At 40.1% G+C, this 23,603-nt stretch carries 13 protein-coding genes and 1 pseudogene; 10 read left to right on the forward strand and 4 right to left on the reverse strand.

The window, feature by feature from the left end; all coding sequences use genetic code 11:
* Positions 1 to 106 precede the first annotated feature (106 nt).
* Positions 107 to 2,803: a glycosyl hydrolase gene (locus T501_RS09080; RefSeq protein ID WP_044914398.1), complete on the forward strand. Its 2,697-nt coding sequence runs from the start codon at positions 107 to 109 to the stop codon at positions 2,801 to 2,803.
* A 253-nt stretch (positions 2,804 to 3,056) separates the two neighbouring features.
* On the opposite strand, the gene T501_RS09085 is transcribed toward T501_RS09080, so the two are convergent.
* Together T501_RS09085 and T501_RS09090 are read right to left on the reverse strand one after the other, a co-directional pair.
* Positions 3,057 to 4,616, reverse strand: a complete 1,560-nt coding sequence (locus T501_RS09085) for a response regulator transcription factor (protein WP_044914400.1) — start codon at positions 4,614 to 4,616, stop codon at positions 3,057 to 3,059.
* Between the two features lie 38 nt (positions 4,617 to 4,654).
* Positions 4,655 to 6,412 (reverse strand): sensor histidine kinase, encoded by a 1,758-nt coding sequence (locus T501_RS09090; protein WP_207641188.1) that lies wholly within the window; start codon positions 6,410 to 6,412, stop codon positions 4,655 to 4,657.
* A gap of 220 nt (positions 6,413 to 6,632) precedes the next feature.
* On the opposite strand from T501_RS09090, the gene T501_RS09100 reads away from it, so the two are divergent.
* The 7 genes from T501_RS09100 to T501_RS09130 all read left to right on the forward strand — a co-directional run bounded on the left by T501_RS09100 (position 6,633) and on the right by T501_RS09130 (position 17,545).
* Positions 6,633 to 8,282, forward strand: coding sequence for an ABC transporter substrate-binding protein (locus T501_RS09100; protein WP_050008228.1), 1,650 nt, complete (start codon positions 6,633 to 6,635; stop codon positions 8,280 to 8,282).
* Between the two features lie 83 nt (positions 8,283 to 8,365).
* Complete coding sequence (locus tag T501_RS09105; protein ID WP_044914406.1) at positions 8,366 to 9,316, forward strand: ABC transporter permease; 951 nt, start codon at positions 8,366 to 8,368, stop codon at positions 9,314 to 9,316.
* A 17-nt stretch (positions 9,317 to 9,333) separates the two neighbouring features.
* Positions 9,334 to 10,224, forward strand: a complete 891-nt coding sequence (locus T501_RS09110) for a carbohydrate ABC transporter permease (protein ID WP_330363586.1) — start codon at positions 9,334 to 9,336, stop codon at positions 10,222 to 10,224.
* A gap of 236 nt (positions 10,225 to 10,460) precedes the next feature.
* Positions 10,461 to 12,368 (forward strand): glycoside hydrolase family 2 TIM barrel-domain containing protein, encoded by a 1,908-nt coding sequence (locus tag T501_RS09115; RefSeq protein ID WP_044914408.1) that lies wholly within the window; start codon positions 10,461 to 10,463, stop codon positions 12,366 to 12,368.
* Positions 12,369 to 12,507: 139 nt separating this feature from the next.
* On the forward strand, positions 12,508 to 15,048 hold the full coding sequence (locus T501_RS09120) for a glycoside hydrolase family 3 protein (protein ID WP_044914409.1): 2,541 nt from the start codon (positions 12,508 to 12,510) through the stop codon (positions 15,046 to 15,048).
* Positions 15,049 to 15,050: 2 nt separating this feature from the next.
* On the forward strand, positions 15,051 to 16,574 hold the full coding sequence (locus tag T501_RS09125; RefSeq protein WP_044914411.1) for a DUF1593 domain-containing protein: 1,524 nt from the start codon (positions 15,051 to 15,053) through the stop codon (positions 16,572 to 16,574).
* A 209-nt stretch (positions 16,575 to 16,783) separates the two neighbouring features.
* The gene (locus T501_RS09130) at positions 16,784 to 17,545 is read left to right on the forward strand and encodes a TFIIB-type zinc ribbon-containing protein (protein ID WP_044914412.1); all 762 of its coding nucleotides are present in this window, start codon (positions 16,784 to 16,786) and stop codon (positions 17,543 to 17,545) included.
* Positions 17,546 to 17,601: 56 nt separating this feature from the next.
* Here T501_RS09130 and T501_RS09135 read toward each other — a convergent pair whose 3' ends face one another.
* A complete protein-coding gene (locus T501_RS09135) occupies positions 17,602 to 18,606 on the reverse strand; it encodes a LacI family DNA-binding transcriptional regulator (protein ID WP_026510284.1) in 1,005 nt (334 codons plus the stop codon).
* A gap of 347 nt (positions 18,607 to 18,953) precedes the next feature.
* Between T501_RS09135 and T501_RS09140 the strand changes: the two genes are divergently transcribed.
* Positions 18,954 to 21,512, forward strand: a complete 2,559-nt coding sequence (locus T501_RS09140; RefSeq protein ID WP_050008229.1) for a glycoside hydrolase family 3 protein — start codon at positions 18,954 to 18,956, stop codon at positions 21,510 to 21,512.
* 389 nt (positions 21,513 to 21,901) lie between these two features.
* Positions 21,902 to 23,188: a prolyl oligopeptidase family serine peptidase gene (locus T501_RS09145; RefSeq protein WP_044914414.1), complete on the forward strand. Its 1,287-nt coding sequence runs from the start codon at positions 21,902 to 21,904 to the stop codon at positions 23,186 to 23,188.
* Between the two features lie 205 nt (positions 23,189 to 23,393).
* Here the strand turns inward: T501_RS09145 and T501_RS22120 are convergent.
* A pseudogene (locus T501_RS22120) lies at positions 23,394 to 23,603 on the reverse strand (IS110 family transposase); the annotation flags it as partial.

Here is a 23,603-nt window from a genome sequence, read left to right on the forward strand (position 1 = left end):
GATGATGGAATACTGTATTCATCAACCGGGTATAGCATTTTTATTTTGAGCAGAGCACTTAGCGAGGTTTTTCACGAGCTTAGTGATATTACGATTGGAGGATAATATGGATTTAGCAGTTTTGGATTGTATTAGGGAACAAAATGGTAACTACGTTCTTCCGTTTTTTTGGCAGCATGGAGAGGACGAATCTACTTTAAGAAAATATGTTAATGTAATTCATGATGCAAATATGAAGGAGATATGTCTGGAGGCCAGACCGCATCCTGACTACGCAGGTGATGGCTGGTTTCATGATGTGGATATAATTCTTGATGAAGCCAAAAAGCTTGATATGAAGCTTTGGATTCTGGATGATGCTCATTTCCCGAGCGGACAGGCAGCAGGAAAGATGGCAGATGCGGATCCTTCTCTTTGTAAGCAATTTCTTAAATATGCCTGCTTTGACGTGGCAGGACCTAAAAAGCAGGTTACCCTGGATGTTGCAAAAGCGGCAAAGCACTATGACAGCCCCTTTGCAGCGCCTGACATTTTTGGTGGCGGCGAAAAAAGAAAGTTTGATGATGACGAGCTCTTTGCTGTTATAGCATCAAGACTTGATGGCAAGGAAAATGATATTTATCATCTTGACGATTCACTGCTGGATCTAACTGACATGGTTAAGGATGGTAAGCTTTCATGGGATGTACCTGGCGGCGTCTTTAGAGTATTTGTAATTTACTCTACTCATAATGGCGGCGGAAGAGATGGCTATGTTAACTTCCTTAGCAAGAAGTCCTGCAGAATTCAGATTGATGCCTGCTATGAGCCCCATTATGCGCACTATAAGGAAGAGTTTGGAAAAACTATCCTGGGATTTTTCTCTGATGAGCCGGAGATTGGAAATGTGTCAGGTTACAGCGGAAGTGATTCAGCCATTGGCAATCAGAATATGCCTCTTCCCTGGAGCGAAGAGATGCCTGAAGAAATGGAAAATAGATTTGGTGCTGATTACAGAAGGCTTATTCCGGCACTTTGGATGAATGTTGGAAGCGGTGAGTTTACGGCAGATGTGCGTGTAGGCTTTATGGATATTGTCAGCAGGCTCTGCAAGAAAAATTTCGGAGAGCAGCTCGGTGAATGGTGCAGAGAACATAATGTTCAATATATAGGACACATTGTCGAAGATAACGACAACAGTACAAAGCTTGGTTCTTCTCAGGGGCATTATTTCAGGGCTCTTTGGGGTCAGGACTGGGCCGGAATAGATAACATCGGAGGACAGGTTACTGAGGGCGGAGCAGATATCAGTCACAAAGGACTTTTGGGACTTGGTTCAGATGGAGAGTTCTATCATCACATTTTGGGAAGACTGGGCACATCTCTTGCTGACCTTGATCCTAAGAAGCATGGTAATACCATGTGTGAGATATTTGGTGCCTATGGCTGGGAAGAAGGTACAAGGCTTATGAAATATGAGCTTGATCATTTCCTTGTAAGAGGCGTTAATCATTATGTACCACATGCCTTTAGCCCCAAGGATTTCCCGGATTTTGATTGCCCGCCTCATTTTTATGCTCATGGTAAAAATCCGCTCTATAAGCCCTTTGGAGAGCTTATGAAATATGCCAACAGAGTATCTCACCTCATTAGCGGAGGAAAACACTTAGCAGAAGTTGCAGTATTATATCACGCCGAAACTGAGTGGTCCGGAATGAAGTACATGGATGCTGTGAAGGTAGCAAGAAAACTCGACGAAGCGCAGATAGATTTTGATGTAATTCCTGCTGATGCGTTGGTAATGGGAGGCGAATATGCTCCAATTCTTGATAAAGAGGGACTGCATATCAATGGACATCTGTTTAAGACACTTATAATTCCCGGAGCAGAATATCTTCCTGAAAGCGTTATGTCATTCCTTGAGGATGCAAAGGACAAAGAATTTAATGTTCTTATTGCAGACTTTGCACCGCAAAATAACAGTGCGTCATCCGATGATAAAGATGCAAAAGCACTGATTAAAGGACTGGAGATTGTACCTCTTCCGGATTTAGCAGACAAGGTAAGAACACTTGGAATTGCTAATGGAAGAATAAATAAGGGCAGATTTAAAGACCTAAGAATATATCATTATGACAGAGGGGCTGAAAAAGTTTTCCTTATATCTAATGAAAGCATTTATGAAAAATTCGAGGGAGATGTAGAAATTCCGGCAAATGGCACACCCTACATCTATGATGCCATGAAGAACCGCATCATCTCTGCTGATTACAATTGCGATGACAACATTACATTAAATATTACTCTGAAACCCTATGAAATGATTATTGTTGTTGTTCCTGAAAATGATGAAGAGATAAAAGAAATTGCAGTGACTTTGCCTAAGTGCGCAAATGAGGGCAGAAACATTTCAGGAACCTGGACAGTAAGCTTTACTGATAATGAAAACTATCCTGATTTCAAGGATGAAATAAAGATGGAAGAGCTTAGTAATATCCTTGAGCATGATCCTGATTTTTCCGGAATTATCAGATATGAAATAAGCTTTGACGGAAAAAATGAAGATAATTATCTTGTTCTTGAGGATGCCTTTGAAGCGGCAGAAGTATGGATAAATGACGAATATGCAGGAAGTGCTCTTTGCCCGCCATATCTGTTTGAAATTGCAGGCAAAGTAAAGAATGGGGAGAATCACTTAAGGATTGAAGTAAGAACAACCCTGGAACGCCTTGTAAACAAGATTACAGGTGGCGCAGGCTTCCTTGGCCCCGACATCAAAATCGTCAGCCCCACAGGAATAATTGGCGACGTAACAATCTACTAATGACATAAGTAGATTATTCATTTTTGAGACCGCGGACTGAATTCAAAAAACATATTAAATGTAACTAAAACACAGTCTCAAAATAAATATCTGAAATTAGTAGACTATTCTTCTTTGAGACCGCGGACTGAATTCAAAAAAACATATTAAATGTAACCAAAATACAGCCCCGGAATATATATATGACTTCAACCGATTATGCGTTTTTTGCAACGAGGGTGAAGTCATATATATATTCCGGGGCGTCCTATTACTACTTTTTGAATTCGGACCGATAGGCATTGGGGGTCAGCCCGGTTGCTTTTTTGAATTGTTTATGGAAGTAAGATACATTTGAGAATCCTGTCTTTTCAGCAATCTCCTGTGAGGAAACCTGTGAATTTATGAGGAGCTTTTTCGCAGCTGCAATCCTTTCTCCATTTACATAGGATGACAGAACTTCCCCTGATTCCTTATGGAAAAAGTAAGAGAGATAGTCAGGCGAAATATGTACCGCCTCAGCAATGGTCGTTCTTGAAAGATCTGCATCTGATAAATGATCCTTAATAAACTGCTTGATCTGCAGTACAGTGTTTTCCTCATTTCCACTATCAGCTGTTACATCTGAAAAAGTCCTGAGCAGAGACTTGGCCCAATTAATAAGACCGTTTACAGAAGAGGTAATGCTTCTTGGATCAGCTGTCCTTGCCATTTCCGTTGAAATGCGGGTAGGAGAGCAGTTTTTCTGAGACAGCACTGCAAATACAGCAGACAAAAGCCCATAGTAAATCGACCGAAGAAAACCTGACGAAAATGTGGTATCCGTCTGCATTAGAAGTCCTCTGATACTCAGAAGAACATCATCACATCGACCCTCGGATAAAAGCTGTTCCCATTTTTCAACTTCTATTCTTTCGCTATGTTCCCTGGTTTTGGCAGATATATTTGAGAGTTCGGGATTCATGATAGATATCACTTTGCTCTCTGAGGAAATGATGCTCTTTGAATATTGGGCAAGCAGCTCATATGCATAGGGAGCCGCAGATAGCGGGGCATCTGCAAAGGAATAGAACAGGAACTTACAATTAGGATAAGATTTACTTAGCCTTTCAGTCACATTGGATAATCTTGAAACAATGCCTTTTTCGTAATCAGCAGCTGCATTTATTGGGAGACAGATGCTGAGCATAAAACAGCTTCTGTCCACTATAGTGATATTAAAATGCTCCGTAAAAAGTTCACCTACAATGCTTTTAACGGGAAGGACTGAAAAGGCATCGTCAGGGGAATGGACCTGAAGATAGGCATAGTAGTAGGAGCGGTCCGCGATCCCGTCAGGAAGAAAATTATTATCTATATATTCTGCGATTGAATCGGGGTCAGGAGACAGTGTCCCATCGAAGAGATATTGCCACAGATCATCTGCAGCCTGAGCGATTTTTGCAGCCCGTTCTTCTTTGATGGAAAGCACTTCTTCAACAGCCTTTTTAAGAACTTTAGTAAGTGAATCCTGTTCGATGGGCTTTAGTACATAGTCCAGGATCTGCAGGGATATGCCTTCTCTTGCATAGTCAAAATTGGCATGACCTGTAAGAAGAATGTTTACGGAGTTGTAGCCGTTTTCTTTTACCCAGTGAATAAGTGAAAGTCCGTTTTCTCTTGGCATCTCCACATCAGATAAGAGAATGTCTATCTGATGCTCCTCATAGACTGCTCTTGCCTGATCTGCGCTATATGCCTCATAAACTTCAGTGATACCAAGGGCGTTCCAGTCAATTGTCTTTTTTACACCCTGAACCAGTAAAAATTCATCATCAACAATAAGTAAGGTCATTTTGCTCTCCGTTAATTACAATGCGTATTTACTATGATTTAAGATATTATTCTGTGAACAGTTTCTTTTTTGTTTTTGCTTTCCTGAAACTCTACATATGGAATATCAATATCAATCCGTGCACCCATACCCGGTTCATTGGTCAGGTTCATGGAAGCTGTCTCACCGTAGTAGAGCTGAAGCCTGTGGATTACATTATTAATTCCGATATTAGAACCATCAGCTTTTTTTATAGTTGTGGCATGATTTTTCTTAAAATCCTCTAAGAATGCATCATCAAAACCTTCACCGGAATCAATATGTGTGATATGAAGCCTTTTGTTTCCATCATTTTCATATACATCAATCTTGTCAATTACCTTAAGCTGCTCGCCCATTACAAGATTATGCTTAAAAGTATTTTCCATAAACATGATAAGCATTACCGGGAATATGGCGGCATTGAGGGAGCTTTCATCAATGCTCTTTTCATAAATAATACAGCCCGGAAAACGAAGCTTTGTAAGTTCTACATAATTATCAAGAAACTCCAACTCTTTTGAAATAGGAACCTGCTCGTCCGTGCCAAGTGTGTAGCGCAGATGCTTTGATAAGGTTTCTATCATCTTCCGAAGCACAGCAGTATTTTCAGGTGAGCCGTCTGCAAGATAAGTTATCATATTAAGGCAGTTGATCAGGAAATGCGGTGCAACCTGAGAACGTAAAAAGAATAATTGGAAATTCTTCTTTTGCAGTCCTTCCTCATAAACGTCTACTTTAAGCTTCTGGATATGATCGACCATTTTGTTGTAGGTTGTTGCAACCTCAAGAACTTCTACACATTTTTCATTTGATATATCGATTCTGTGCTCCGGTTCGCCTGCAATTATGGCATTATTCATGGTAGTCATCATACTCATGGTTCTATGGATAAGCCTGTTGAAAAAGTAAACAATAACTGAAAATGCCATAAGGAGGATCAGGATAAACATGATTGCATAACCCCAGAAAATATCTGTACTTGAAATGATTTTTCTCATGGGTATCATAGCAGTAATAAAGTAGTCACAATACTCAAGTTCAGCAGTTGTGACCATATAGCTTTTTCCTGCAACCGTTATTACAGAGTAGGAATTTAGTGATTCATTTACCGGAAGCTTTATGTTTTCTCTGTAATCTGAAATATCATTTATGAGTTCCTTTGCCTCTGAGTAGGGACTTTCTATGCTGACAATATCCCCTGTCTTATCTGTAAAAAGAATAAGGGCATCCATGTCCTTTAGACTTCGAAGTGAAGAAGCGAGAGTCTTAAGATCAGTCCATGCGCCGACCATACTGTTGTCATAAAAAAATGTTTTAACCAGATAGGTATTATCTTCATAATTATATGGAATCCATTTTAAGCCATTTGTATTTTTGATGTCTGCAAGAATTTCCTCATTCTGAAACTGTTCCTTTAAATAAGGCTGCAGGGATATTCTTGAATCCGATGAATTACTGTAACCAACCCACCTCTTACTTCTGGGGAAATATGCGTACATACCCTTTATGGTAGGAAATGATCTTAAGTTAAATTCAAACATCTGTGATATTCGAATAATACTGTTATAGTTATCGCTTATATCATCAAGAAGTGCTACTGAAGATATGTCCGTGCTGTAATTTGAGAGCTCCATAAGATAGTAGTCAACGCTCTTAAGGTTTGAACTGGTTTGCTCATTATATAAGGAAAGAAGCTGCATAACATCTCTGTAGGTACGCTGCTGAAGCGTGTAAGTAAACAGCCCCACATATATTGACATGGCAACTATAACCACTCCCAAGAGAAGATAAAAAAAACTCCTTAACCTGCTTTTGAAAGAATATAATCCCGTATTGTTTTTTTCTTTGATCATCATATAAGAAATTTACATAAACAACTAATAAAAGTGCAACTTTAAGTTTCCCATCTATTTTATAATTTGCATTAGTTGATGACAAGACACATGATCTGGTGTCTGTGAACAATTTGAACTTTAATAAGGGAGGTAACTAATAATGAAGAGAAAACTTATGGCATTGCTTTTATCAGGCGCTATGGTTTGCGGAGCACTCAGCGGATGCGGCCAAGGCGGAGCAGAAAAAGCTGATACAGCAACAGAGCAGTCAGAGGATGCAGGAGCAGAAGATGCTGCAGATTCATCTGAGGATGCAGGAGAGAGCACAGCAGAAGCTACAGGCGACAGTGCAGCAGCTGAGGAAGCTATCCAGGCGAGAAAAGATTCAGGCGAGACACCTACAGTTGTGATCGCATACATGAACTTTGCAGGTTCACCTGCCGGAATCGATCGCATTTCAGAGAAGCTTTCAGAGATTACAGAAGAAAAGCTTGGCGTTAAGGTTGAGCTTCAGATAATGGATGCAGCTTCATATTCACAGAATATGAACCTTATGCTTGCATCAGGCGAGCAGGTTGATCTGTTTAATGCAGTATCAGTTGGATTTATGCCTTGTGTAAATAAGGGATACACACTTGACCTTGAAGAAGATGATCTTATTCAGAATTACGGACAGGGAATCCTCAATGCATTCAGAACAAATGAAATTGATGGTTGCCGTGTAAGTGGAACATTATATGGAACACCTGTTAAGAAGGATGATGCAGCAGGTAAGTTTGGTATTTCTATCCCTGCAGCACTTCTTGACGAAATCGGATTTGATTACAACTCACTTTACAAAGATGGTGAAGAAATCATTTATTCAGATTTTGATACTATCGAGGATATCTTCACAAAGCTTCATGAAGCACATCCTGAAAAGACAGTATTCTACATGGACGTATCTTCAGTTGTAAGCCAGTGCCTTGCAATCGATATTCCTTCAGATAACTTCGGCGTTCTCCTTAATCCTACAGAGAGCCTTGAAATCGAGGATCTATTCGAAAGCGATCAGTATAAGGAACTTTGCCAGAGAATGTACGACTGGAATCAGAGAGGATGGATTTCCCCTGATGCTATCACAGAGACAAATGCTACAACAGTTCAGGTTAAGTCAGGTTCACTTATGGCTTATAAGACAGCTACAAAGCCCGGCATCAAACAGCAGGAATCCAATCTTTGCGGTGAAGATATGATTATCTTCCAGCTTGGTCCTGATTTCAAGGGCTCAAGTGCATACAACACAATGCCTTGGTGCATCAACCAGAACACAGATGATCCGGTAGCAGCTATGCAGGTTCTTAACCTTCTTTACACAGATCCTGACGCATCAACACTTATCTGCTGGGGCGAAGAGGGCGTTGAATGGAAAGAGACAGGCGATGGACACATCACATATGCTGATGGTATCGATGCTAACAATTCTGAGTACTTTAACAACGTTAACTGGGAAATGCCCAACCAGTTCATAGCAAAGATTTGGGAAGGCAACGAACTCACAATCTGGGATAGAATGCAGGAGTTCAACGACAATGCTACAGCTTCAAAGGCTATGGGATTCACATTTGATAACAGTGATGTTTCAGCTGAGTATACAGCACTTGCAAACGTTTATTCAGAATATCAGTCACAGCTTGAGCTTGGATTTATTAATCCTGAGGAAGGTTTACCTGAACTTGTAAATCGTCTTAAGGAAGCAGGTCTTGATGACTATATGGCAGCAAAACAGGCAGCACTTGATGAATGGGCTGCAGCAAACGGAGTTCAGTAATTTGTTCTGACATTATTTCAAAAAAGTATTTCATTTCTTAAGTCCTGCGCGAAAGCGCAGGACATATTAAAGGAGACGGGGTTATGGCACAGCAAAAGAAGATAAAACAAAAGTTATCTCCCGAGAAACGCAAGTCACTGCTTAAGCGTTCTATACCGATTTATATCATGGCACTCCCGGGCCTTATATATATGTTTATTAACAACTATATGCCTATGCCGGGAATTATTCTTGCATTTAAAAATTATAAAGCTAAGTACGGAATTTACGGCTCCAAATGGGCGGGCCTTAAGAATTTTAAATATTTATTTTCAACTCAGGATGCATTTATCATTACAAGAAACACGATATGCTACAACCTTGTGTTTATCATAGTAAACACAGTATTCGCAATTCTAATAGCAATCATTCTTTCTGAACTTACACATAAGATCAAGAAAGTGTATCAGTCAGTAATACTTCTTCCTTACCTGCTTTCAGCGGTTATCGTAAGCTACCTTGTATTTGCATTTTTATCAGCAGAAAACGGATTTATCAACAATTCAATTCTTGGAGCTTTAGGAAAAGATCCTGTTAGCTGGTATCAGGAAAAACAGTACTGGCCATTCATCCTTGTATTTGTAAATCTTTGGAAGGGTATCGGTTATAACTGCATCATCTATCTGTCAACAATAATTGGTTTTGACAGAAGTTACTATGAGGCAGCAGCCATCGACGGAGCTTCAAAGTGGCAGCAGATCAAGAGTATAACACTTCCACTTTTAAGACCTACAGTTATCATGCTCACACTTATGGCTATCGGTAGAATTTTCTATTCAGACTTCGGACTTTTCTATCAGGTACCTCAGAACTCAGGAGCATTGTTATCTGTAACCAACACAATCGATACTTACGTTTACAGAGGACTTATCGAGCTTGGCGACATCACAATGTCTGCAGCAGCCGGTGTTTATCAGTCAATAGTCGGATTCATCCTTGTTATGGCAGCTAACATTGCTGTTCGTAAGCTTGATCCGGATAGCGCATTATTCTAAGAAGGGAGGATTTAATCGTGGGACAGGAAAAAAGATTTCAGATCTTTGGTCATATAGTAATGACAATCGTAACACTCTGTGCAGTAATACCGCTCATACTTCTCGTGATTTCATCCTTTACGGATAATGATGCACTTGTAAGAAACGGTTATTCATTCATTCCGGAGCAGTGGAGTTTAGAAGCTTATAAATACATATTTACCAGTGGTAATTCAGTGCCGCACGCTTACATGATTTCAATTTTACTTACAATCTGCGGTACAGCACTTGGACTCTCCATAACAACTCTGATGGGATATGCTTTATCAAAAACATTCCTCCCCGGAAGAGGAATACTCACATTCCTCGTATTCTTTACAATGTTGTTCAATGGTGGTCTGGTTCCTACTTACATTAACTACACAAATGTATTTGGACTTAAAAATACATTCTTTGCACTTTTGGTTCCCGGACTTTTGATGAATGCATTTAATGTTATGATGATGAAGTCATACTTCGTAACAGGAGTTCCGGATGAAATCCTGGAAGCAGCTTACATAGATGGCGCAACAGAATTCCAGGCATTTTTCAAGATTGCACTTCCTCTTGCTAAGCCTATCGTAGCAACAATTGGACTTTTCATCGGAATTGCTTACTGGAACGACTGGATGAACGGTTATATCTACCTTACAAAGAGAACAGATCTGTATTCAATACAGAACCTGCTTAACCGTATGATTCAGAACATACAGTTCCTTACACAGAACAGTTCAGTAGCCAGCAATGCAAACACAGCACTTGCTTCAATACCCAGCGTAGCTGTTCGTATGTCAATGGCAGTTGTGGGTGTTCTTCCTATCATAATCGTATATCCTTTCATCCAGAACAACTTCGTGAAAGGTATCACACTCGGTGGAGTTAAGGGCTGAGAACACTTGGCGAGGTTTTTCCGAGCCTAGTGTGAACGTGTTCCGGCGAGCGAAGCGAGAGCGGAACTTCCTTATGAAGGCAAACAATAATTAAATAATCAAAATCATTTAGACTCGGGGTATTCGTGCTCCGAGTCTAAATATAGTTTTTTGTTAGTTACTCCCTTTGCGGAAATGTAGTTTTGGTCTGCAATCAGTCTAATCGAGAAGAAATATATATGGAAAGAAGGTAATGTATGAAGAGTTTATTATATCCAATTACAAATGAATTTAGAAATGAGAAGAAGCTGGATGGCTTATGGCGTTTTTGTTTTGATCCTGACGAGAGAGGAATAAAAGAGGGCTGGAATAATGGGCTTCCCAAGGATGCTATAAATATGCCTGTACCGGCTTCTTTTAATGATTTTTTCACTGATAAAGCATCCAGAGATTATTGTGGTACATTCTGGTATCAGTGCGAGTTTCATATTTCTAATGCAAATTTAGAGCATAGAAATTACATTCGTTTTGGAAGTGTTACCCACAGAGCAGTAGTATATGTAAATGGTATAGAGGTTGGAAGACATGAAGGCGGATTTTTGCCTTTTGTATGTGATATCTCTGATGCAGTAAAGCCTGGTGAAAAAAATGTGCTGGTGGTAAAAGTAAGCAACGAGCTTGATGAAACTACACTTCCCTGCGGAAAAGTAAGTACCCTCAAAAATGGGAATAAGTTGTTAAAGCCATACTTTGATTTCTTCAATTATGCAGGTATCCATCGTTCAGTATGGCTAATGAGCATCAATCCGGCCAGTATAACAGATTATGGAGTGATTACTGATATTACGGATAATACCGCAACAGTAAAGCTTTCTGTTGATGCTTTGGGAATAAAGGAACTTGATTATTCTGCAAGAGCAATTCTTAAGGATGAGGATGGAAACGAAGTAGCAACTAAGGACATTACATTAAACCCCGGATGCAGTAAGGAAAATGAATTTGAAGATGATGAAGACAATGAAGAGCAGCATGGATTAGAGAAGCTTTGCGGAGAGTGTGAGCTTACAGTAGATGAACCCGTACTTTGGGATGTCCACAGGCCTTATCTTTACAATATTGAAATTGTCTTATTAGAATCAGGAAAAGAGCAGGATAAATATGAGGATAGAATTGGTATCCGCACAATAAGCATACAAGGAACAAAGATTTTGCTTAACGGAAAGCCTGTTTATCTTAAGGGCTTTGGAAAGCATGAGGATTTTGATGTAATCGGACGTGGCTTTAACTATGGAATTGCAAAAAGAGATTTTGAATGCATGAAATGGATTGGAGCTAACTGCTTTAGAACAAGCCACTATCCGTATGCAGAGGAGTGGTACAGATTTGCTGACGAAGAGGGATTTCTTATCATCGATGAAGTTCCTGCAGTTGGTATGATGAGATCCTTCTTTAACTTCATGGATGCAGGTAGCGGTGGAAAGTACACTTATTTCTTTGAAACAGACACTGTGCCACAGCTTCAGAAAAATCATCTTAACGCAGTTCGTGAGATGATAAGAAGAGATAAAAATCATCCTTCAGTAATTTCATTTAGTCTTTTCAATGAGCCTGAAACCATAAGTACTTTTGCACATGACTATTTCAAAGTGATATTTGAGGAAGCAAGAAGGATTGATCCACAGAAGAGACCTTTGACGGGAGCTTTGGAAAAGACATCTTCTCCTGAAAAATGTCAGTGCCATGAGTTCTGCGATTTTATAAGTCTTAACAGATATTACGGCTGGTACATTAGCGGCGGATCAGAGCTTTCTGATGCCAGGGAATTGTTCATTGAAGAGATGGATAAGTGGAAGGAAAAAAATACAGGAAAGCCCTTCGTATTTACCGAGTTTGGTGCAGATACTCTTTCTACTGAACATAAGCTTCCTTCAGCTATGTGGACTCAGGAATATCAGAATGAGTACTATGACATGAACTTTGAGATATTTGATAAATATGATTTCGTGCAGGGTGAGCTCACCTGGAACTTTGCGGATTTCCAGACTGTTGAAGGAACCTTTAGGGTTGCAGGAAATAAAAAGGGTGTATTTTCAAGAAATCGTCAGCCCAAGGATATAGCATTTAGAATAAAGGACAGATGGGAAGGTATTCCTGATAAGGAGTAAGATAACGTAAGCACTCATCATTAAGGCGTTTATGGTATCCGTATCTATTGAAATGAGTCATATTTAAATTACCTTTTTAGAGGAGAAAGGATTAATCCAATCACCTTTTTGGCATGATTGGATTATATGAGAAGTAATTATGGGTTATGAAAATGAGAATGAAAGACAAATACTGGCAAGGAATATCGCAACTGAAGCGATGGTTCTTCTAAAGAATGAAAATGGGGTGTTGCCTTTGGAAAATGGAAAAAAGGTAGCTCTTCTTGGAAGAACTCAGAATGCCACCATCATTGGAGGCGGTGGATCAGGTGCTTCAAGATGTGATAATCCGATGCAGATAAGAGATGAGCTTATAAATGCGGGTATTAATCTGGAGAAGGGCTTTGATGCTTTTTATCAGGATGCCGATAAAAAGGAGAAGGAAGAGGCTAAAAAGCAGGGCATGGATATGGCAGGCATGGATTTTGAAGGCCTTGTTGCAAGCGGAATTATCTATGAGCTATTTGGAAAATATCAGGGAATTACACCTGAGCCGGTTCCCGGAGATGAGCTTTTTAGCGAAGGAGCAAAGGAGACAGACACCGCTATTGTTGTAATTGGAAGACAGACAGGCGGCGAAGAATGTGACAGAAGAATAAAGGATGATTATCTTTTAAGTGACCTTGAAAAGGAGCTTGTTAAAAAGACCTGTGACAGCTTTGAAAATGTGATCATTGTTCTCAATGTAAATGGCATGATTGACCTTAAGTGGGTGAAGGAAAATGAAAGAATTAAGGCCTGCATATTTATGGGAACTGCCGGAGAAAAGGGTGCCGGTGCGCTTGCAGATCTGATAAGCGGAAAGGCATATTTTAGCGGAAAGCTTGCCCAGACATCCGCCCTTAAATATGAAGATTATCCTACCGCGGAGCATTTTTCCTGCAACAAGGATGATAATAAAAATATTAAATCCTATGAGGACTATAATCTGTCTGCTACGGAAAACGGCAGCATAGACAAAGCTTTAAGCCCTGTTACTGCCTACATTGAGGATGTATATGTGGGCTACAGATATTTTGACAGCTTTGAAAAAGATGTGTGCTATCCTTTCGGATTCGGACTTGGCTATGCTTCCTTCAAGACTGAAGTCATAAATCTTGTTAGTGTCGGGGGCAGGGCGCTGGTTTCTCTTAAGGTGAAGAATACCTCTGAAAAGTTTTCAGGAAAAGAGACCCTGCAGCTTTATGTACATAAGCCCGAAGGCACTCAGAAACGTGTTTACAAGGAACTTGTGGATTTTGAAAAGACTTCTGAACTTAAACCGGGAGCAGAAACAAATCTTGCGCTTTCCTTTGATCTTGCAGAGCTTTCAGTATTTAATGATATGGGAGAAAAGGGCGGAGAGTATGTTATTACGAAAGGAGAGTATATTCTCCTTTTAGGTAACAGTTCAGATTCTGTAAGTCCCTGCGGCAAAATTGAAGTTGCAAAAGACATCACTGTAAGGAAGGTGACTGCTGATATCGGTATAAAAGCCTGCAACAAAGATAAGCTGGAACTACTTGATGCAGGAAATATAAAAGAAGCAGAAGAGGTAAAATCAGCAAATATCCCTACAATCAATATATCATCCGATGATCTCATAACAGAGGAAATCACAAAGCACGACTATAGCTTTGAAAACATTGAAAAGAGTGATGAAATCATCACACTTGAAGACGTAAAGTGTGGAAGAAATAGCATTGAAGAGTTCGTATATCAGATGACTCCTGAGGAGCTTGCTGTTTTATGTAATGGTTATGGACCGGGACTTCCTTTTGGCGGCATCGGACAAAAGGCACCGGTGACAATTCAGTATCCGGATGGTACTGACATAGGCTCAAATTCTCATCCGTCAGCTAATCCGGGATACATTAATCCTGCTATTAAAAAGTATGGAATCTATTCCTGCTTTTATAAGGATGGCCCTGCGAGCGTTGGAAAAACAGCCTGGCCCACAGGTATGATGTTGGCCTGCACTTTTAGTAAGGAGCTGGCCTATGAGTTTGGTAATGCATGCGGAAGAGAGGCAGAGGAACAAAAAGTTGCTGCATGGCTCGCGCCCGGACTTAATATCATAAGGAATCCGATTGAGGGAAGAGCATTTGAGTATTTCTCAGAGGATCCTTACCTTTGCGGAACCATGGGAGTTAATATCTGTAAAGGTGCCATGGAAAATAATAAGGTCACAACCTGCCCGAAGCATTTTGCATTAAACGAGCAGGAAACCTATAGAAGAGGAAGCTTCAAGAAAAATATTGATGCCGTAGATTCCATAGTTTCTTCAAGGGCGGCAAGAGAAATATATTTGAAGCCATTCGAGATGGTAGTAAAAAATACAGATACCGTCTCATTTATGAGCTCTTTCAATAAGATTAATGGAACCTTTACTGCAGGAAACAAGGTGCTTTGTACGGATATTCTCAGGGATGAATGGGGATATGATGGTGCCATTGTCACTGACTGGGGAGACATGGATTTTGTTGTAGATGGAGCAGATGCGGTTGCTGCCGGAAATGACGTTGTTATGCCGGGTGGTCCTCCGGTCATAGAGCAGGTTCTTAAGGGCTTTGAAGAAAAGAGAGTCACGCTGGATGAAATGAGAATAGCAGTTATTCATCTTATGAATTTCGTTATGAAAATGGAAAACTATGAGGTGTGAAGATGGGGAAAATCAGAACAATTATTACACAGGATGCTGAAGTAGATGATCAGAATTCTCTTAGACATTTTTTATTTTATGCAAATGAAGTCGATGTTCAGGGAATAATTCAGACATCTTCCAAATTCCACTGGAAGGGTGTGCCTGGGGCTGTAAAGGCTGAAAAAAAGGTAAAAGACGATTTTGATGCAGGAGAATATGTAGAAAACTCCGGACCTTTTGATCAGCCCTACAGATGGCCGGGGACAGACTGGATGATGAGGGTAATAGATGACTATGAAAAAGATTACCCCAATCTCTGCAAGCATGCAGAAGGGTATCCCACTCCTGACTATTTGAGGAGAATAACCAAGGTTGGCAACATTGGCTACGAAGGCGAGATGGAAAAACCGTCAGAAGGATCTGATCTCATAAAGGAGAGAATCCTTGATGATGATGAGAGAACTCTTTTCATCCAGGTGTGGGGAGGTACCAATACCATTGCAAGAGCACTGATGGATATTGAAGAAGAGTATAAAAACAAAGATGAGTGGTCAGTGCTTCATGAAAAGATTTCCAAAAAGGTGGTGATCACTGCCTGCGGAGAGCAGGATCCTGCCTATAAGGAATATGTGGCAGAAGTGTGGCCGGGCATTCAATTTGTTAAAACGCTCCAGATGATGAGCTATGCATATCCCTGGTTCACCATGCCTGAGGGAGAGAGCAAGGATACTCTTAAGGCTGAATTTATGCAAAAGGAATTGCTGTCAAAAGACAGTGCATTGATAAAGGGATATTGTACCTGGTTTGATGGACATCACTATGAAGGCGAAAATAGTGAAGGTCAGTTTGGATCAAACCCCAATATTTTGAACGAGTGGTTTGGTGCTAAGTTTTTAAAGGGTGAAATAAATAAATACGACTTCCTGTCTGAAGGTGATTCACCTACGTTTTTTGTGCTTCTGCCCTTCGGAACAAGGACACTTGAAGACTTTACCTACGGTGGCATTGGCGGGCGCTACATGAAGGTTGATTATAAGAATTCAAAGGGCGTAAGCTGCAATGTCTTTGATGTTGCAAAGGATGCATATACAGACAGAGATGGAAATATCACAGAGCAGGAATCCATGTGGGGATATGTCGCTGATATTCAGCGGGATTTTGCTGCAAGAGTATCCTGGGCAGCAGAGGACAGCTATGAGAAGGCGGAGCACTCACCTCTGTTAAAAATATGTGAGGGCTGCGATATAAGTGCCGCAGCAGGAGAGCACGTTACCATATCTGCGATTGCGGAAAATCCAGATAAGCTTGGAATTGATTATTCTTTTAGAGTTTATAAAGAAGCAAGTGCAGAATGTGCAAATGAGATAAAACCTTCAAATGAATGTATTTCGAAAGAAGTGCTTGATAATAAAGCAGTTACTACAGAAATTGTAATACCTGATACAGCTGTGAGCGGAGATAAGATCCACATCATTGCAAAGGCAGCTTCCAAAGGATACTACAAACTCTTTGATTATAAGCAGATTATTATTACGGTTAAATAATAATAGAACTATAGAACAATAGGGAACTAATTGCGAGAATTTAGTGTTTTTGTTATTATATGAAGATAGGAGCAAAAGGTCATAATGTGAGTATACTTCCATAAATCGCGTCATGACTTATTGATACTAAAATTTTTCTTTTGAGTCATATGGTAACTATACTGTTGGCTTACACATCATTATTTTTATAAATTCGAGGGGGATTAAAAATGGAAAATGATGTAAAAATGGTGCCGGCACTGTGTACTCAGTGCGGTGGCAGAGTTGAAGTTGACGCAAATTCAGACGAGGCAAAATGTCCTTATTGCGGAATGAGCTTTCTGGTTCAGAAGGCAATCAATAATTACAATGTTAAATACGCCACAATAGAGCACGCGGATAATGTTAACATTGATATGGGCGGCGCCGTAAAAGAAGTTCTTGATTTTGCCGGTACACAACTTAATGAAAGCAGAAAAGAATGGCGCGAGATAAGAAAAGAGCATAATGAGGAGTTTAAAGAAAGCAGCGCAAAGTCCATGAAAATGTTCATGATCATGATGCCCTGCATGTTTGCATTTGCAGTTATCGCTTTCATTATTCTAAGGCTAACCGGTAGTATTGATGATACCGATGAACAGGCAGCAGATTCCGGATCTTCAATATCAGCTTATGTTGAAAATGGATGTCTGTACACTGATGTCACAGGTGCAGTTGGAACTGATTGGAAATATCTGGACTTTGATAGTATGGGAACCGTACTCATGGATGAAACCAATGACATGGATGACTATCACAGCTGTGTTAGCGGAGCAGAAGACACAGAGGGTGTTCGCTATGTAGTTCTTGCTGCCTATGAGGAGGATAATGCAGATTCGAATGATGATCCTTTATACTACAGTGTGACCCGCGTTGTTGTTGAAAATACAGATATTGTAGAGGCGTCTGAGCCTGTTATAGTTGACTCTTTATCTGAATATAATTACGAGTAAGGATCACACTAAGTGCTCTGTTCAAAATAGAAGGAACAGAAAGTAAATAGAATACACTAAACTGAGTATCTGTCTACCAGGGAAGCAGATACCTGAATTCTGACATATGAAAGTGCAGGATCGTTTATTCGCATGATAAGTCGCTTAACTGCTTCACCACCAAGGGCAGCCTTTGGCACATTGATGGTGGAAAGTGAAGGGTCTATTATCTGGCTTATGGGAAGATTGTCAAAGCCAACTATTGCGATATCATCCGGAATTCTGTAACCTGCTTCCTTTAAGGCACGCATGGCTCCTACAGCTATGAGATCATTTTCAGCAAAATAGCACCTTGCAAGCTGCTTCCTTTGAGAGAGGATATCACACATATCATGGTAAGCACCATCAATGGAAGGAGAGAGCTCATGGATAATACTCTGAGATCTTGAGAGCCCATTTTCATGAACTGCTTTTCTAAAACCATCATACCTTTCTGCAAAATTCTGAATGCGATAGCTGGACATAAGGTAGCCTGGCTGTGATTTGATTTTTCTTATAAGATATTGTGTTGCCCTGTAAGCGCCCTGGGTATTGTTTATGGTCACAAAATCTCTGTCCACGGATTCGAAATAGCCATCAAGTATGACCAGCGGAATAGGTAACTTGAGGAACATTCCAAGGTCTGCGGAATTAAGCTCGGTAGCAAGTAGAATGATTCCGATACAATCTGAAAATTGTATCGATTCAAGGTCGGATTGTGTGAAATCAGATTCGTAGTAGTATTGAACTCTTAGTTTGTATCCCTGTTTTTGACATTCCTTAGTAATACCTTCTGAAAGCTCAGCATAAAAAGGCGTATCGGCAACGACTACGCCGCTTTTTTTATATATGACAAAATATATTTTTCCGTTTTTTATAGCTGAGGTTTTGATCTTGCTAAAATCATAGCCATATTTTAAGGCTTCATTTTTAATTTTCTTTCTTGTGGCGGCACTTACACCCGGCTTGTCATTAAGCGCCATGCTCACTGCGGCTGCGCTTATGCCAAGCTTTGCTGCCAGTTCTTTAGCTGTAATTCCCATATTTTTTCCTTTATGATTCCTGATGTACTGTCTCACTCATAATTAACCAAATTGTTATATATGATTTTTTCTGCTTCGTCTGAAAATCTTGATGATGCCAAGTAATACAACATAAGAAAGCAGAAGATTAATTCTACTTAATTTAGGTTAATTTTATCATAAACTTAAGTAAAACAAAAAGTAGCATGTGAAATTATATAAAAATAAGTGATTTCATATATTATGAAGATTTTTAAATAGTAAAATACCATTATATAGAATTGCTGAAATGACGGTAGTCATGGAGCAAAGCATATCTCAGATTATATTGAATACGCAAAACTTTTTTAGAGAGGAGACAAGGAATAATGGGTATTTGGAGAGCTTCAACTGAGGCAGAGATGTCAGCTAGAGAAAAAGCTCACATGGATAAGGTTCGCAGATTTGCAGCGGAGGGAATGGTGCTTTTGGAAAATGATGGCACACTTCCTCTTAGCAAGGACGTTAAAAAGGTAGCGCTTTTTGGTAACGGTGCAAGACACATGATCAAAGGAGGAAAGGGCTCCGGAGATGTAAACAGCAGAAGCGTTGTTGGAATTGAGCAGGGGATAAAGGATGCAGGTTATGAGATAGTTTCAGGCTCATGGCTTGATGAATATGATAGAATCTGCGTTGATTGCAGAGCAAAGTATGATGAGCATATTCAGGAGATGGTAAAGACTGCCGGTAATCCGATGATAGCTTTCATGGAGTATTTTAATAATCCGTATCATGATCCTGATATTCAGGAAATTTCTGATGCTGACCTTGTGGATGCAGATGCTGCAGTTTATGTAATAGCAAGAGATTCCGGTGAAGGAAGAGACCGTAAGCCTGTTGCAGGTGATTACGAGCTCACTGAAAATGAAAAGAAAAACATTGAGAAGCTGGCAGGACGCTATGAAAAGTTTGTAGTTGCTCTCAATGTCGGCGGTGTAATAGATACTAAGGCATTAAGAAGCATAAAAGGAATCGGCGCGGTTCTTCTTATGAGCCAGGCCGGAAATGTTATCGGTACTGTATTTGCAGATGTTCTTTTTGGGGATTCAATACCCACAGGACATCTTGCTATGACCTGGGCAGAGAATTATTCAGACTATCCGGCATATGATACCTTCAGTTCACAGAACGGTAATGTGGATGATGAATACTATAATGAAGGTATTTTTGTAGGATATCGTTACTTTGATTCCTTTGGTAAAAAGCCTGCTTATTCCTTTGGCTATGGTCTTTCATACACAAGCTTTGATATAAAGACCGAGGATGTAACACTTGATGGAGAAACACTTACTGCAAAGGTAACCGTTAAAAATACCGGTGATAAATTCAGCGGAAAACAGCTCGTTCAGTTGTATGTATCAGCTCCGGATGGAAAGCTTGAAAAGCCTGTTAAGGAGTTGAAGGCATTCGCTAAAACAAAGGAGCTTGCACCGGGTGAAGCAGAGACTCTTACAATTAAAGCAGAGGTTTCAAGCTTTGCTTCTTACGATGAGAAGTCAGCATCCTATATTCTTGAGGCAGGAAAGTATTTCATAAGAATCGGTGAAAATGCCGGATGTACACATGTTGTTGCTGCAGTTGAGATTGAAAATGAGATTACAACCTGCAAGCTTTCAAACAGATTTAAGATTGATACGGAGCTTAATGAGATTTCTGCTAAGAATGAAAAGCCTCTCACTTATGATGGCGAAGAAGATGAGAAAGCATCCGCAAAGATTCTTAAGCTTTCAGCTGATGCAATTAAGACAGTAACTGCAGAATATGTAAAGGAGCCTGCTGAGCTTAATAATACAAGTTCCGATAAGGTTACACTTGAAGATGTTAAGGCAGGAAAAGCAAGTCTCGATGATCTTTTAGGACAGCTATCAAGAGAAGAAATGGCTGATCTGTGTGTAGGTACAGCCAGAGGCGGCTTTGGTGGGACTTCTGTTATTGGTACAGCTTCAGCAGTTGTTCCGGGTGCTGCCGGAGATACAAGCTCCAAGCTTGCAAGTGAGAGAGGTATTCACAATCTTGTACTTGCGGATGGACCTGCAGGTCTTCGTCTTACTCCTTATTTTGCTGTTGATGAGGACAATAAGATTATACCTGAGATGAGTGCAATGGCATTTGATTTCCCTGGAAGTGATGACGCACCCAAGACAGAAATAAAGGGCGAAGTGACAAAGTATTATCAGTACTGCACAGCAATTCCGATTGCAACAATGCTTGCTCAGACCTGGAATATGGAGGTTATTGAAGAAGCAGGTGACCTTGTGGGAGCAGAGATGGAAGAGCTTGGTGTTAACTTGTGGCTTGCACCCGGAATGAATATTCAGAAGAATCCTCTTTGCGGCAGAAACTTTGAGTATTATTCTGAGGATCCTCTTCTTGCAGGTATGTGTGCTGCAGCAGACACAAAGGGTGTTCAGAAGCATAAGGGCTGCGGAACAACAATCAAGCATTTTGCCTGCAACAACCAGGAAGATAACAGAATGCACACCAATGCTCATGTAAGTGAACGTGCACTCAGAGAAATCTATCTTAAGGGCTTCGAAATTGCGGTTAGACAGTCACAGCCTCTTTCAATCATGACAAGCTATAACCTTATAAATGGTTTACATGCTGCCAACAACTATGATCTTCTGACAGCTGTATGCAGAGATGAGTGGGGCTTCAAGGGCGTGATTATGACTGACTGGGGAACAACCGGTGGCATCGAGATGGAGCAGAGAAAGTTCAAATACGGCTCATCAAATGCTGCTGACTGTGTAAGAACAGGTAATGATCTTACAATGCCCGGATCAGAAGCTGATGTTCAGAACATTCTTGATTCTGATGTATCAAGAGCAGAGCTTCAGGTATGCGCAAGAAGAATCCTGAACTGTGTCCTTGAGTGCAGATATTGATCTGAATGCAAATATTAATGACTTCTTGCGGGCAAAAGCGGAAATCGAAATAAAACATTTTTGAAAAAATAATAAGACGGGATGAAGGCATCTTAAAACTGCTTTCATCTCGTTTTTTTACAGAGTTTTCAGAAGCTTAGTGTTAAACATGCTTAGTACAACATCTCTGAAAGTATTCGGATTAATTCTACCAATTCTATAATATGCTGCGTTGTCTTTAGTTCATTTAGCGAGAGGAATTAAGTAAAAAATTAAGTGAATTATACTTAATTATATAATGAGATTAAGTTTTGCGAATAATATATTTATTTATGAAGGTAATTTTCATATGAGACAAAAATATGCCACTTTATGTGGGATTAATGACTTTAAATTGGGAGGCTTACAACATGAGAAATTTATATTATCAGATGATTGATGTTACGGATTTTGGACCCTATGTAACAAAGCTTATTCTTGCGATGCCAAGAAAGGTTGCTGCAGATGAGCTGAGTAAGGACAGCTTTAATGTGTTTGTGGAAATGCTTAGTAAAAAAGGGGATATTATTGAGCTTCCAAAATCTTTTATTGAGAGAGACGAGTTTGTACCCAGTAAGGGCTACCGAGTGATAAAGGATGTATATCCAAGTGACATTAAGGGAAACAGAAGCTCTGAACCTTCAAGATATGTGACTCTTGAGCTTGAAATAGGACCTGCATATAAATGTTCTTCAGCTCTTGCAGCTGATTTTAGGAACATCAACGGACATGAGAGATATACAGTAAATGATTATGTGGTTACTCAGATCAAGGAAATCGGTGAGGGAGATGAACAGCTTAGAGGACTTGTCTTTGATCTCTGTGCAGGAGTATTTAATCCGAAGAAGGAACGTTTCCTTGAGTATGATTCTGAGGATGAGAGTAAAATCCTTCGCTATGGCTACTTTATTCCTGAACTTAAAGGAGGTAAAAAGCCTCTGATAGTCTGGCTTCACGGTGCAGGAGAGGGAGGAGATGACACCTCAATTTCCTACAGTGGTAACAAGGTTCCGGCGCTTACTGAAAAATGGGCTCAGGACAAATTTGGCGGAGCGTTCATTTTATCACCTCAGTGTCCTACCATGTGGCTGGATAACGGAAGCGGAGAGTATGGCGATTCCGGTGAATCCAGATATGTTCAGGTATTAAAGGACACCATTGATCATTTCATAGACAGATTTGAATACGTTATAGACACAGACAGAATCTATGTTGGTGGTGACTCCAACGGAGGATTCATGACCATGAGAATGATAATGGATTATCCGGACTTCTTTGCAGCAGCTTTCCCAATCTGCGAAGCCATGATAGATGAAAAGATAACCGACGCTCACATAGAAAAAATGAAGGAGCTTCCAATCTGGTTTACCCATGCTAAAAACGATCCTATCGTAGTTCCTGAGAAATATGTAAAGCCCACCTATGACAGACTTATGAAGGCTGGAGCAAAGAATGTTCACTTTACTTTCTGGGATAAGATAATGGATCTTCACATGGGCTTTAAGGATGAGAACGGTAATCCTTTTGAGTACCTTGGACATTTTGCATGGATACCTATGCTGAATGATGACTGCAGGCTTGATTATGATGGAAAACCCGTTGTAGTCTCTGGCAAAGAGGTAACTCTTCTTGACTGGCTTGCACTTCAGAAAAAATAAATCGGATTGTTAATGGAAACAGGGGATGATCGTAAATCGTTTTCTAATGTAAATAAAAAGTCCAGCGGTGTGATGTCAAGTAAAGAAAAATAAAAAATCTTTTATTTTTTGACATTTTTCACGAAAAGAAAAAACGACCACCTAAGCCCTGTCGACCATATTTTTAAATGAGCAGGGCGTACTCATCAGCAAGTAGGTGATACTACTATGCTGGACGATATAGACGATTGTCTTTCAGCAGTCGAAAGACTAATCGCACAAGTTTACGAGCAGTTAATGCGAGTGCACGTTTGTGTTGGTATCTGTTCACCTCTTTGTACTTGAGGTGATAGAAGTCGCTGTATTCTTTGTCGCATCTTACAAGAGATAATGCTGCTTCACACAGATAATACTTTAAAAATCGGTTGCCAGATGG

Source organism: Butyrivibrio sp. WCE2006 (genome assembly GCF_000701985.1).
Classification (GTDB): Bacteria; Bacillota; Clostridia; order Lachnospirales; family Lachnospiraceae; genus Butyrivibrio.